The organism is Streptomyces sp. NPDC048420, from assembly GCF_040651535.1.
GTDB lineage: Bacteria > Actinomycetota > Actinomycetes > Streptomycetales > Streptomycetaceae > Streptomyces.
The window spans coordinates 63,112-76,121 of the sequence record NZ_JBEZKG010000001.1; the positions used below are offsets into that span (position 1 = coordinate 63,112).

The 13,010-nt window shown below is 70.9% G+C and carries 9 protein-coding genes; 4 read left to right on the plus strand and 5 right to left on the minus strand.

What is annotated here, in order from left to right; genetic code table 11:
• Positions 1–2: 2 nt before the first annotated feature.
• On the minus strand, positions 3–2,516 hold the full coding sequence (locus tag AB0D34_RS00320) for a DUF3516 domain-containing protein (protein ID WP_362654149.1): 2,514 nt from the start codon (positions 2,514–2,516) through the stop codon (positions 3–5).
• 145 nt (positions 2,517–2,661) lie between these two features.
• On the opposite strand from AB0D34_RS00320, the gene AB0D34_RS00325 reads away from it, so the two are divergent.
• Positions 2,662–3,456: a metal-dependent hydrolase gene (locus tag AB0D34_RS00325; protein ID WP_362654152.1), complete on the plus strand. Its 795-nt coding sequence runs from the start codon at positions 2,662–2,664 to the stop codon at positions 3,454–3,456.
• Between the two features lie 71 nt (positions 3,457–3,527).
• Here AB0D34_RS00325 and AB0D34_RS00330 read toward each other — a convergent pair whose 3' ends face one another.
• The 4 genes from AB0D34_RS00330 to AB0D34_RS00345 all read right to left on the minus strand — a co-directional run bounded on the left by AB0D34_RS00330 (position 3,528) and on the right by AB0D34_RS00345 (position 8,853).
• Positions 3,528–3,791 carry a type B 50S ribosomal protein L31 gene (locus AB0D34_RS00330; protein ID WP_362654155.1) on the minus strand — a complete coding sequence of 88 codons (264 nt, stop codon included), beginning with the start codon at positions 3,789–3,791 and terminating at the stop codon, positions 3,528–3,530.
• Positions 3,792–3,848: 57 nt separating this feature from the next.
• On the minus strand, positions 3,849–4,307 hold the full coding sequence (locus AB0D34_RS00335) for a DUF5709 domain-containing protein (RefSeq protein WP_362654158.1): 459 nt from the start codon (positions 4,305–4,307) through the stop codon (positions 3,849–3,851).
• A 953-nt stretch (positions 4,308–5,260) separates the two neighbouring features.
• Positions 5,261–7,042 (minus strand): ABC transporter ATP-binding protein, encoded by a 1,782-nt coding sequence (locus AB0D34_RS00340; protein WP_362654161.1) that lies wholly within the window; start codon positions 7,040–7,042, stop codon positions 5,261–5,263.
• Complete coding sequence (locus AB0D34_RS00345; RefSeq protein WP_362654164.1) at positions 7,039–8,853, minus strand: ABC transporter ATP-binding protein; 1,815 nt, start codon at positions 8,851–8,853, stop codon at positions 7,039–7,041. The genes AB0D34_RS00340 and AB0D34_RS00345 overlap by 4 nt, the downstream gene beginning before the upstream one ends.
• 182 nt (positions 8,854–9,035) lie before the next feature.
• On the opposite strand from AB0D34_RS00345, the gene AB0D34_RS00350 reads away from it, so the two are divergent.
• The 3 genes from AB0D34_RS00350 to AB0D34_RS00360 all read left to right on the plus strand — a co-directional run bounded on the left by AB0D34_RS00350 (position 9,036) and on the right by AB0D34_RS00360 (position 12,983).
• The gene (locus AB0D34_RS00350) at positions 9,036–9,773 is read left to right on the plus strand and encodes a hypothetical protein (protein WP_362654167.1); all 738 of its coding nucleotides are present in this window, start codon (positions 9,036–9,038) and stop codon (positions 9,771–9,773) included.
• A gap of 64 nt (positions 9,774–9,837) precedes the next feature.
• Positions 9,838–11,454 carry a peptide-N4-asparagine amidase gene (locus tag AB0D34_RS00355; protein WP_362654170.1) on the plus strand — a complete coding sequence of 539 codons (1,617 nt, stop codon included), beginning with the start codon at positions 9,838–9,840 and terminating at the stop codon, positions 11,452–11,454.
• Between the two features lie 170 nt (positions 11,455–11,624).
• On the plus strand, positions 11,625–12,983 hold the full coding sequence (locus AB0D34_RS00360) for a cation:dicarboxylase symporter family transporter (RefSeq protein ID WP_362654173.1): 1,359 nt from the start codon (positions 11,625–11,627) through the stop codon (positions 12,981–12,983).
• Positions 12,984–13,010 lie beyond the last annotated feature (27 nt).

Here is a 13,010-nt window from a genome sequence, read left to right on the forward strand (position 1 = left end):
GTTCACAACTGGCCGACGTTGGTGACCCGGACGACCGCGCGGCCCTCCGCGTCGGAGGCGGCGAGGTCGACCTCCGCGCTGATGCCCCAGTCATGGTCGCCGTTCGGATCGGCGAAGGTCTGCCGGACGCGCCACAGCTTGTGCTGCGGCTCCTCCTCGATGCGCAGCAGCTTGGGGCCGCGGGCGTCAGGGCCGGTGCCGAGGTCGTCGTACTCGTCCCAGTACTTGTCCATCGCCTCGCCCCACGCGTCGGCGTCCCAGCCGGCCTCGGCGTCCATCTCGCCGAGCTCCTCGACATGGTCCAGGGCGGCGAGTTCGACGCGCCGGAACAGGGCGTTGCGGACCAGGACCCGGAAGGCGCGTGCGTTGGTGGTGACCGGCTTGACCTCGTCGGCCCTCTCCTGGGCCTCCTCGGCGGTCATCTCCTCCGGGTTGGCGAGCTGCTCCCACTCGTCGAGCAGGCTGGAGTCGACCTGACGGACCGTCTCGCCGAGCCACTCGATCAGGTCCTGCAGATCCTCGGACTTGAGGTCGTCCGGGATGTTGTGGTCGAGCGCCTTGTAGGCACTGGCGAGGTAGCGCAGGACAATGCCCTCGGTGCGGGCCAGCTCGTAGAAGGACACCAACTCCGTGAAGGACATGGCCCGTTCGTACATGTCACGGATGACGGACTTCGGGGAGAGCGGATGGTCGCCGACCCAGGGATGGCTCTTGCGGTAGGTGTTGTACGCGTGGAAGAGCAGCTCCTCCAGGGGCTTCGGGTACGAGACGTCCTGGAGGCGCTCCATGCGCTCCTCGTACTCGACGCCGTCCGCCTTCATCGCGGCCACCGCCTCGCCCTTCGCCTTGTTCAGCTGGGCGACGAGGATCTGCCGGGGGTCGTCAAGGGTGGACTCCACCACGGACACCATGTCCAGGGCGTAGGACGGCGATTCGGGGTCGAGCAGCTCGAACGCGGCGAGCGCGAACGTGGACAGCGGCTGGTTGAGCGCGAAGTCCTGTTGGAGGTCCACGGTGAGGCGGACGATCCGGCCGCTGGCGTCGGGCTCGTCGAGCTTCTCGACGATGCCGCCGTCCAGCAGCGAACGGTAGATGGCGATCGCCCGCCGGATGTGCCGCAGCTGCTGCTTGCGCGGCTCGTGGTTGTCCTCCAGGAGGTGCCGCATCGCCTCGAAGGCGTTGCCCGGACGGGCGATCACCGAGAGCAGCATGGTGTGGGTCACCCGGAACCGGGAGGTCAGCGGCTCCGGCTCGGAGGCGATCAGCTTCTCGAAGGTGTTGTCCGTCCAGCCGACGAAGCCCTCGGGCGCCTTCTTGCGGACCACCTTGCGGCGCTTCTTCGGGTCGTCGCCGGCCTTCGCGAGCGCCTTCTCGTTCTCGATCACGTGCTCGGGAGCCTGGGCGACGACGAAGCCCGCCGTGTCGAAGCCGGCCCGGCCTGCGCGGCCCGCGATCTGGTGGAACTCCCGGGCGCGCAGGGTACGGACACGGTTGCCGTCGTACTTGGTCAGCGCCGTGAACAGCACCGTGCGGATGGGCACGTTGACCCCGACGCCGAGGGTGTCCGTGCCGCAGATGACCTTCAGCAGACCGGCCTGGGCGAGCTTCTCCACCAGCCGCCGGTACTTGGGCAGCATGCCGGCGTGATGGACCCCGATGCCGTGCCGCACGTAACGGGAGAGGTTGCGGCCGAACTTGGTGGTGAAGCGGAAGTTGCCGATCAGCTCGGCGATCTGGTCCTTCTCCTCGCGCGAGCACATGTTGATGCTCATCAGCGCCTGCGCCCGCTCCACGGCCTGCGCCTGCGTGAAGTGCACGATGTAGACGGGCGCCTGCCTGGTCTCCAGGAGTTCCGTCAGGGTCTCGGTGAGCGGAGTGAGCTTGTACTCGTAGGAGAGCGGGACCGGGCGGGTCGCCGAGCGGACCACCGACGTCGGCCGGCCGGTGCGCCGGGTGAGGTCCTTCTCGAACATCGAGACGTCGCCGAGCGTGGCCGACATCAGGACGAACTGCGCCTGCGGGAGCTCCAGGATCGGGATCTGCCAGGCCCAGCCGCGGTCCGCCTCGGCGTAGAAGTGGAACTCGTCCATGACCACCTGGCCGACGTCCGCCTGCTTGCCGTCGCGCAGCGCGATCGACGCGAGCACCTCGGCGGTGCAGCAGATGACGGGCGCGTCGGCGTTGACGGACGCGTCACCGGTCAGCATGCCGACGTTCTCGGTGCCGAACATCTTGCAGAGTTCGAAGAACTTCTCCGACACCAGGGCCTTGATGGGCGCGGTGTAGAAGGTGACCTCGTCGCGGGCGAGGGCGGCGAAGTGCGCACCCGCGGCGATCATGCTCTTGCCGGAGCCGGTGGGCGTCGACACGATCACGTTGGCGCCGGAGACCACCTCGATCAGCGCCTCCTCCTGGTGGGGGTAGAGCGTGAGACCGCGTTCCTCGGCCCACGACTCGAAGGCTTCGTAGAGGGCGTCGGGGTCGGCGGTCGGCGGCAGCTGATCGATGAGGGTCACGGACCCATCTTGCCTGTCGTCTTCCCCTATAGGGGAATCGGTTGTCGGCAGGAAGATCACGACCAGTACGCTGTGTCGCCGACGGAGCGTCAGCGCAGCCTGTCAACTGGACAGTGGAACACGAGGAATGGGGCGGGCAACGCCGATGATGGGACCAGCACACTCGCTGTCGGGCGCCGCGGCCTGGCTCGGCGTAGGAGCGGCGGCCGCCGCCACGGGGCACACCATGCCCTGGCCCGTCCTGCTGGCCGGAGCCCTGATCTGCGCGGGCGCCGCGCTCGCTCCCGACCTCGACCACAAGGCGGCCACCATCTCGCGGGCCTTCGGGCCGATCTCACGGGGCCTGTGCGAGATCGTCGACAAACTCTCGTACGCCGTCTACAAGGCCACCAAGAAGCAGGGCGACCCGCGTCGCTCCGGCGGCCACCGCACGCTCACGCACACCTGGCTGTGGGCCGTGCTGATCGGCGCGGGTGCCTCGGTGGCGGCGATCACCGGTGGCCGTTGGGCGGTGCTGGCGATCCTGTTCGTGCACATGGTGCTGGCCATCGAGGGTCTGCTGTGGCGGGCGACGCGCGGTTCCAGTGCCGACGTCCTGGTCTGGCTGTTGGCCGCGACCAGCTCGTGGATCATCGCCGGTGTCCTGGACAAGCCCGGCAACGGCTCGGACTGGCTGCTCACCCAGCCGGGCCAGGAGTACCTGTGGCTGGGGCTGCCGATCGTGCTGGGCGCGCTCGTGCACGACATCGGGGACGCGCTGACGGTCTCCGGCTGCCCGGTCCTGTGGCCGATCCCGGTGGGCCGCAAGCGCTGGTACCCGATCGGCCCGCCGAAGGCCATGCGGTTCCGCGCGGGCAGCTGGGTCGAGCTGAAGGTGCTGATGCCGGCCTTCATGCTGCTCGGGGGAGTGGGCTGCGCGGCGGCGCTGAACTTCATCTGAGGCCGGCAGCAGAGCCACCGCCCGCGTCCAGGCGGCTCCTGCAGCGCGGGGAACCCTGGTCCCGGCGGCGGTCAGCTGCCCTGACCCGCGGTCCCGCCCCCGTACCGCCGCTCGAAGGCGGCGACCCGTCCCTCCGAGTCCACCGTTCGCGCCTTGCCGGTGTAGAAGGGGTGACTCTCGGAGGAGATCTCCACGTCCACCACGGGGTAGGTCTCGCCGTCGTCCCACTCGATGGTCTGGTCGCTGGTCGCGGTGGACCGGGTCAGGAAGGCGTAGCCGGCGGCCCGGTCCCGGAACACGACCGGGTGGTAGTCGGGCTGCTTGTCCTGCTGCATGGGTGCTCCTCGGGAAGGACGGCGGGGTGGGGGCGGGGCGGTCGGCAGGGCAGAGACCTACTCCTCGTCGACGATGTGCATCGCGGCCTCCTCCGCGGACGCGGCGGCACCGTCGATGCCCACGTCCGTGGCGATGAGCGCGCTCTCCTCGTCCTCGTGGGCCCCTTCGTCGGGGGCCACGAGACGGCCGGAGCGCAGCGCGCCCACCTCGTTGTCCAGGAGTTCCCCGTCGGTGCCGTCGCAGTCGCCGATGCCGTCGCCGCCGGACGGCGCGAGGTCGGGCAGCTCCTCGGCGAGCCGCTGGTCCAGAGTCTCGCCCTGTCGGCGCTCCGCGGCCGTCACACCGCTGTGCTCCACCGCCCACGGTCTCTCCGGCGGCGACCAGCCGCGGTCGAGGGGGTCACCGACTCCGTCGTTCTCCAGGGTGTCCTCCGCGTCGAGCAGACCCGCGTCGTCCTGGATCTCGGATCCGTCGGGCTGGTAGACGTCGTCTCCCCATCCGTCGGAGCTGTCCACGGGTACCTCCAGGTGAAGGGGACGGACCCGTTCTTCCCGCGGCCCGGGGCGGGCCACGGCCTCACGGGGCACTTGCCGCGCCCGCCGACGAACCGTGCCGTCCGCGGGAGCTCCCAGAGCCGGTGCTGCTGTCCAGCCTTCCACCCCCTTTCGGCACCGCGCAACGCCACGGGGGCGCTGCGCTGGCTGGAGCGGTGGGGATGGGCCGGGACGCCGGGGCGAGCGGGTCCGGCGAGTTCGGTCAGGTACTGGGGCGATCTTGAGGGGCCCGGGCGAAAATGCGGTGGGCGAGTCGTGCGGGGGCCGAGTGGCTGGGCCGACCGGGGCATCGAGCTGCCGGGGTCGCGAGGGCATCGGGCCGCTGAGCCGCCAGGCCCCGAGGGCATCGGGCCGGTGAGCGCCGAGCCGGTGAGGGGCCTCGTGGCTGAGCCATCGAGTGGCCGATTGGTCGAGCTCGAGCTCGACCCGAGCCCAAGCCCGAGCCGAGCCCAGGCTCCGCTCCCTGAGCCGTGGCCGGGCCATCGAGCCTGAGCTCCGGGCCCAGGCTGTGCCGTGCCCGGGCCATCGACCCTGAGCTCCGAGCCCAGGCCCCGCCCCCTGAGCCGAGCCCGCGCCATCGAGCCCAAGCCCAGGCCCCCTGAGCAGAGCCCGCGCCATCGAGCCTGAGCCCCGAGCCCAAGCCCCGCCCCTGAGCCAAGCCCACCCGCCCGAGCCAAGCCCCCCAAGCCAAGCCCACCCCCGCAAGCCAAGCCCCCCCCAGCCCGACCGCCGAGCCCGACCCGAACCCAAGCCCTGAGCCCCAGCCCATCCGGCCCCCCGCCCCCGGCGCAGCTAAGTCACCCGCCCACGACCCTCCAGCAGCTCAGCTGAGCTCAGCTCCAGCCTCCCGACACCGCCGAGCCACCACCCCCGCCCCGGAAACCCGGCCCCCGGAACCCCCGGCGGCCCCGCCGTCACCCGTGCCAGGACCTCCACAGCGCCGCGTAGGCCCCGTCCGCCGTCACCAGTTCGTCATGGCTGCCCAGCTCGCTGATGCGGCCGTTCTCGACGACGGCGATGACGTCCGCGTCGTGGGCGGTGTGGAGGCGGTGGGCGATGGCGACCACCGTGCGGCCGTCGAGGACGCGGGCCAGGGAGCGTTCCAGGTGACGGGCGGCCCGGGGGTCGAGCAGCGACGTCGCCTCGTCCAGGACCAGGGTGTGCGGGTCGGCCAGCACCAGCCGGGCCAGCGCGACCTGCTGGGCCTGGGCCGGAGTGACGGTCAGTCCGCCCGAGCCGACCTCGGAGTCCAGGCCGTCGTCGAGCGCCCGCGCCCACCCGTCCGCGTCGACCGCGCCGAGCGCCGCCCAGAGCTCGGCGTCCGTGGCGTCCGTCCGGGCGAGCAGGAGGTTGTCGCGCAGGGAGCCCACGAAGACGTGGTGCTCCTGGTTGACGAGGGCCACATGCTCACGGACCCGTTCGGCGGGCATCCGGGACAGCTCGGCGCCGCCGAGGGTGATCCGGCCGTCCCGGGGCGCGTAGATCCCGGCCAGGAGACGGCCCAACGTGGACTTGCCGGCACCCGAGGGTCCGACCAGCGCCAGCCGGGTGCCGGGTGCGACCTCCAGGGACACCTTGCGCAGGACGTCCACGCCCTCCAGGTACCCGAAGTGCACCCGGTCCGCGTGCACGTCCCGTCCCTCGGGAGCGAGCTCCGTGTCCCCGCCGGCCGGCTCGATGTCCCGCACACCCACCAGCCGGGCCAGCGACACCTGCGCCACCTGCAGCTCGTCGTACCAGCGCAGGATCAGCCCGACCGGGTCGATCAGCATCTGCGCGATGAGCGCGCCCGTGGTCAGCTGGCCGACTGAGATCCAGCCCTGGAGGACGAACACCCCGCCGACCATCAGCACCGACGAGAGGATCATCACGTGGCTGACGTTGATGCACGGGAAGAGCACCGACCGCAGCCACAGCGTGTACCGCTCCCAGGCCGTCCACTCCTTGATCCGCCGCTCCGACAGCTCGATGCGGCGCTCGCCGAGCCGGTGCGCCTCGACGGTGTGTCCGGCGTCCACGGTCTCCGCGAGCGCGGCGGCCACGGCGGCGTACCCGGCGGCCTCCGAGCGGTAGGCGGACGGCGCCCGCTTGAAGTACCAGCGGCAGCCGACCACCAGCAGCGGCAGGGCGAGCAGCACGGCGGCCGCGAGCGGCGGTGCCGTGATCACGAGTCCGCCGAGCAGCAGGGCCGCCCAGACCACACCGATCGCCAGCTGCGGGACGGCCTCGCGCATCGCGTTGCCGAGCCGGTCGATGTCCGTCGTGATCCGGGACAGCAGATCGCCGGTCCCGGCCCGCTCCAGGACACCCGGCGGCAGGCCGACCGACCGTACGAGGAAGTCCTCGCGCAGGTCGGCCAGCATCTGCTCGCCGAGCATCGCACCGCGCAGCCGCACCTGCCGTACGAACACGGCCTGGACGACCAGCGCGACCACGAACAGCCCGGCCGTCAGCTCCAGATGGAGTTCGCGAGCCCCGTCCGACACCCGCTCCACGAGGTCGCCGAGCAGCCACGGGCCGACCATCGAGGCCACGACCGAGACCGTGTTGACGCCGACGAGGAGCACGAAGGCACGGCGGTGCCGGCGGAACAGTTCGGCCACGTAGGCGCGTACGGTCGCGGTGGCGCCGACGGGCAGGGTGTTCGCCGTCGTCGGTGCTGCCGGGTCGTACGCCGGTGGCGCCACGCCGATCATGCTGACTCCTCGATCTCTTCCAGTTCGTGCAGTACGTCTTGCTCGGCCGGCGCGCTCGGTTCGTTCAGCGCGCTCTCTCCGTCCGTCTCGCGGGTCACGACCGCCCGGTACCGCGGTTCCTTGTGCACCAGTTCGCGGTGCACGCCCACCGCCGTGACCTCGCCCTCGTGCACGAGCACGACCCGGTCGGCGCGGTCCAGGAGCAGTGGTGAGGAAGTGAACACCACGGTCGTGCGCCCGGCGCGCAGCTCCCGGACGCCCTCGGCGATCCGCGCCTCGGTGTGCGAGTCGACGGCGGAGGTCGGCTCGTCCAGGACGAGCACCTCCGGGTCGGCCAGCAGCGACCGGGCCAGGGCGAGGCGCTGGCGCTGGCCGCCCGACAGGGACCGTCCGCGTTCGGTGACGCGTGCGTCCAGCGGGTCCTCGACGCCCAGCGATCCCTGGACCAGCGCGGCCAGGACGTCCTCACACTGCGCGGCCGCGAGCGCCTCCTCGGCGTTGACGTGGCCCGAGGCGGGCACGTCGAGGAGTTCGCGGAGACTGCCGGAGAGCAGGACCGGGTCCTTGTCCTGGACGAGGACCGCGGTGCGCGCCGAGTCGAGCGGCAGCTCGTCCAGCGGCACCCCGCCCAGCAGCACCGAGGCGCCCTCCTCCGAGGGGTGCCCGCCGAGCCGCTCGGCCAGCAGTCCCGCCGCGTCCGGGTCTCCGCACACCACCGCGGTGAGCCGGCCCGAGGGAGCCAGCAGCCCGGTGGCCGGGTCGTACAGGTCCCCGGAGGGCACTTCCCGTGTGTCCCGTGAGCCCTCGGCGGACGTGGCCCGCTCCAGCGACAGCACCCTGGCGGCCCGCGTGGCCGAGGGCCGAGAGAAGGAGTACGCCATGGCGATCTCCTCGAAGTGCCGCAGCGGATAGGTCAGGATCATCACCGAGCTGTAGACGGCGACCAGTTCGCCGATCTCGACGCGGCCCTGCCGGGCCAGGTGGACGCCGTACCAGACGACCGCGATCAGCAGCAGACCGGGCAGCAGCACCTGGATCGCGGAGATCAGGGACCACATCCGGGCGCTGCGTACGGCCGCGTGCCGGACCTCCTGGGAGGCGCTGCGGTAGCGGTCGAGGAAGAGCTCCTCGCCGCCGATGCCACGCAGCACGCGCAGTCCGGCCACGGTGTCGGAGGCCAGTTCGGTGGCGCGGCCCGCCTTCTCCCGCTGGACGTCGGCGCGTCGGGTCGCCCGGGGCAGCAGGGGCAGCACCGCGAGGGCCAGGACCGGCAGGCCCACGGCGACCACCGTGCCCAACGCGGGCTGGTAGAAGACCAGTCCGACGCAGACCACGACGACGGTGACGGCCGCCGCGGTGAACCGCGACCAGGCCTCCACGAACCAGCCGATCTTCTCGACGTCGCCGGTGGACACGGCCACGACCTCGCCGGCCGCGACCCGCCGGGTCAGCGCCGATCCCAGGTTCGAGGCCTTGTGGGCCAGGAGCTGCTGGACGCGCGCGGCGGCCGTGATCCAGTTGGTGACGGCGGTGCGGTGCAGGAAGGTGTCACCCAGCGCGTTGCCGACGCAGCACAGCAGGAGCAGGCCGCCGGCGAGGGCGAGCCTGCGCCCGGAGTGGTCGACGACCGCCTGGACGGCCACGCCGACACAGAACGGCAGCGCGGAGACGGAGAGGAAGTGCAGCATTCCCCAGGCCAGTGACTTGAGCTGTCCGCCCAGCTGGTTCCTGAAGAGCCACCACAGGAACCGGGGGCCCGAGCGGGCGTCCGGCACTCCCGGGTCGGGATACGGAAGGTCTTGGATCTGCATGACGTGTGACGTCCCAGTGGCTCGTGTCAGGGGGATGGGAGGGAGCCGCACACGGCGGCTGCAAACCGTGAAAGGTTCGCGGCAGAGCGTGGTCGGAGGCAACAGGTTTTCCGCCGCGGCGAACAGAACCGGCTGCGCTCGCTGAATCGGCCTCCTCCGGACCGCGGTGCGACGATGGAGCGATGCGAGGCGCAGGCGCACGACATGCCGTGGTGACGACGACCGTCCTGGGAGCACTGCTGATCCCCCTGGGCGGGTGCGGTGGCCCAGGCCCGTCGGACAGCGGCCGCACACCCACCGGAGCCCCAGTCAAGGCGGATCGACGAGAGGCCGAAAACACCCGCATCCCCGACGTCGGCGACCGCCTTCAACGCCGTATCCCCGCCGCCTCCCGCCAGGTCGTTGCGGTCTACGGCGACGGGAAGAACTCCTCGGACGCCACCGTCGTGCTCTACACCAGGCGCGGCTCCGGCTGGGACCGTGTCCGCAGCTGGCCCGCGCACAACGGAAAGAAGGGCTGGACCACCGACCACCACGAGGGCGACCAACGCAGTCCCGTAGGCGTGTTCACACTCAGCGACGCGGGCGGGGTGCTCTCCGACCCAGACCCCGATCCCGGGGCCGGACTGCCGTACACGAGGTCCGCCGCCATCGCGGCCCCGCGCTGGTGGCCCAGGTCGTACTGGCACGACTTCGACTACGTCATCGCCATCGACTACAACCGGGTCAAGGGCACCCCGCCCAACAACCAGACCCGGCCCGGGGGTTACGCCAGAGGCGGTGGCATCTGGCTGCACATGGACCACGGCAGCGGTACCTCGGCCTGTGTCAGCGTGTCCAGGGCGGCGATGCGGTATCTGCTGCGCACGCTCGATCCGGACCGGCATCCGGTGGTGGTGATGGGGGACAGGGCGACCTGAAGGCATGAGGCCGCTGCGGGAGGCGTCATTGCGGGGGATGCCCAACTCGCCGTAGAACTCCGCCATGAAGAGACGGATCATCATGTCCATGCTCGCGGGAGCGACCCTCCTGGCGGGCACACTGCTCGGGGCGGCGCCGGCCCAGTCCGCGCAGGCCCACGTCCAACCCGCCGACGTGCCCGCCGAGTTCGGCACCGACTGGCACGACCCCGTCACCGCCGCCCCGACCGTCGCGAAGCCCTCCGGCAGGTCCTGCCAAGTCACCCTCGCCGAAGCGCAGTTCCGCGACTTCACCCCGTACACCGGCACCTACACACCGCCCACGGGCTGCGGCGATCGCTGGAGCAAGGTCGTGCTGCGCCTCGAAGGCAAGGTCAAGGGGCGGCAGTTCGACCGGCTGGGCTATGTGCACATCGGCGGGGTCGAGGTCTTCCGTACCTCCACACCGCAGCCGTCGCCCGACGGCATCGAGTGGTCCGTGGAGAAGGACGTCACACGCTACAGCGACACCCTCCGCGGTACCCATGACGTCGAGATGCTGATCGGGAACGTCGTCGACGACACGTACACCGGCATCATCGACGTCAAGGTGACCCTGACCTTCTACGCGGGCAGGCCGGACATCCAGAGCGTCCCCGACCGTGTGCTGACGCCGAAGGACGACATCCTCACCACCCCGCGCAACAGCGAACGCATCGTCGCCGAGGTGTACGCCACCGGCTCCGGCGGTGGCTGCGAGGAGTACTGGTACCTGACGGTGCCGTCGCAGGCGCCGTACTCCTGCCAGGCCGAGGGCGGCCCCTACCGTGAGGTGCAGATCAAGGTCGACGGCCGGCTCGCGGGTATCGCGGCCCCGTTCCCGACCGTGTGGACCGGTGGCTGGTCCAATCCCTTTCTCTGGTACGTCGTTCCGGGGCCCCGCGCCTTCGACATCAAGCCGATCGAATACGACCTGACACCGTTCGCCGGAATCCTCAACGACGGGCGCCCGCACCGGCTGGAGGTCGGGGTCGTCGGCGTTCCCGAGGGGCAGTCGGGCTGGAGCACTCCGGTGAACGTCCTCGTCTGGCAGGACGCCCAGCGCACGCACGTCACCGGGAAGCTCACCGCTCACAACAGCGGCAAGCTCACCAACTCCTCGACGTACACCCCCGGTTCGGAACACCGCGTGGACACCGAGGGCGACCACCGGCTCGCCGTCGCGGGGTACGTCGACACCTCGCACGGCCGCGTCACCACCACCGTCCGCCGCTCGCTCGCGAACACCTCCGTCCACCGCTGGGCCGACGGCGAGAACCCCGACGCGCTCAAGGCGACCTGGACGGACGACGAGTCGGTGACCGTCGACGGCCGCGGACCGGCGCGCACCACGCACACCCACCGCACGTACACGATGGACGGCACGACCACCGTCGGCGCGGGCGACCGGCTGCGCACCGTACTGACGCTCGGTGACCGTGCCGAGGTCACGGCGACGAGCCAGGGCCGACGGACCGCCTGGCTACGGCTCGACGACACCTACACGGGCGACGCGACGTACACCATCAACGTCCCGCGCGACCAGCGCCACGCGATCGGCACGACCAGCGAGCGCTACCGGCTCAGGAGCTCCGGCGGCTGCTACGACCGCTCCCTCACCACCGTCCAGGGGGTGCTCACCGAGGACCGCAGCGGCTGTTGAGCCGAGTTGCGTGCGATGCGTCACACGGGGGCCGGATTTACGCGGCTGAAACGCGGCGGTCTTGTGTGAGATCAACGGCGCCTCCAGAGTGATCGGCACGGAAGCCGCTTTCCGTATCGCAGAAGTCCCGTCCAGGCTTCTGCGCGTCCCCCATCGCTCAAGGAGTGCCCGTGCCGCCGTCCGTCCCGTCCCTGCCGCGACGCGTCGCACGCATACTGCGTACCTCTCTCTTCGCGCAGGTCGCCTGCGCGCTCGTGCTCGGCATCCTCGTCGGAAAGCTGTGGCCCGACTTCGCCTCGGATCTCCAGCCGCTCGGCGACGGCTTCACCCGGCTCATCAAGACGATCATCTCGCCGCTGGTGTTCTGCGTGGTCGTCGTCGGCATCGCCAAGGCGGGTGACCTCAAGGCGTTCGGCCGGATCGGGCTCAAGGCGCTGATCTGGTTCGAGGTGGCGAGCACGCTCGCACTGCTGATCGGCCTCCTCGCCGCCAACATCGTCCAGCCCGGCTCGGGGATGCACGTCGACCCGTCCACGCTCAACAGCGCGGCGGTCGACGCCAAGACGGGCGGCGGACACCTGCCCTCGACGACCGAGTTCATCGTCAACGCGCTGCCCACCAGTTTCATCGGCGCCTTCGCCGAGAACTCGCTGCTCCAAGTGCTCATCCTGGCCTGTCTGGTGGGCGCGGCCCTGCTGCACCTCGGCCACACCAAGGTCCCCCAGGTGCTGCCCGCCATCGAGCAGGCCCAGGAGATCATCTTCGCGATCGTCGGCTTCGTGATGCGCCTCGCGCCCATCGCGGTGTTCGGCGCCATGGCCGTCCTGATCGGCCAGTACGGCCTCGGTGTCATCGAGACCTACGCCAAGCTGATCATCCTGTGCTACGTCGCTGCCGCGCTCTTCATCGTGCTGCTCGCCGTCGCGCTCAAGGTGGTCACCGGGCTCAGCCTCTGGAAGTTCCTGCGCTACATCCGCGAGGAGATGCTGCTCGCGCTCGGCACCGCCTCCACCGAGTCCGTCATGCCGCGCGTGATGCAGAAGCTGCGCAAGGCGGGCGCCCGCGACGACGCCGTGGGTCTGGTGCTGCCGACCGGCTACTCCTTCAACCTCGACGGCGCCTCGCTCTACCTGTCCATCGGCACGCTGTTCATCGCCCAGGCCGTGGGCGTCGACCTCAGCCTGAGCCAGCAGATCACCGTGGTCCTGGTGCTCATGCTGACCAGCAAGGGCATGGCGGGCATCCCCGGCTCCGCCTTCCTCGCCCTGTCGGCGACCGCGTCCTCGCTCGGCGCGATCCCCGCCGGTGCTGTCGCCCTGCTGCTCGGCGTGGACCGGATCATGGACTCGATGCGCGTGGTGACGAACCTGCTCGGCAACTGCGTCGCCGTCTTCGCGGTCTCCCGTTGGGAGGGGGCGCTGGACATCGACAAGGCGAAGAAGGTGCTGGGCGGCGAGGTCGTGCCGGAGGTGGAGGAGGAGCCCCTACCGGCTCAGACCACCAAGGAGTCGGTCTCCGAGGCCAGCTGACACCGGTCCGCGAACGGGGCGTGGCCA

Coding starts and splice junctions, on each gene's coding strand:
- AB0D34_RS00350 (WP_362654167.1), top strand. CDS start 9,036: ATGCGAGGCGCAGGCGCACGACATGCCGTGGTGACGACGACCGTCCTG.
- AB0D34_RS00325 (WP_362654152.1), top strand. CDS start 2,662: ATGATGGGACCAGCACACTCGCTGTCGGGCGCCGCGGCCTGGCTCGGC.
- AB0D34_RS00355 (WP_362654170.1), top strand. CDS start 9,838: ATGAAGAGACGGATCATCATGTCCATGCTCGCGGGAGCGACCCTCCTG.
- AB0D34_RS00340 (WP_362654161.1), bottom strand. CDS start 7,042: ATGATCGGCGTGGCGCCACCGGCGTACGACCCGGCAGCACCGACGACG.
- AB0D34_RS00330 (WP_362654155.1), bottom strand. CDS start 3,791: ATGCAGCAGGACAAGCAGCCCGACTACCACCCGGTCGTGTTCCGGGAC.
- AB0D34_RS00345 (WP_362654164.1), bottom strand. CDS start 8,853: ATGCAGATCCAAGACCTTCCGTATCCCGACCCGGGAGTGCCGGACGCC.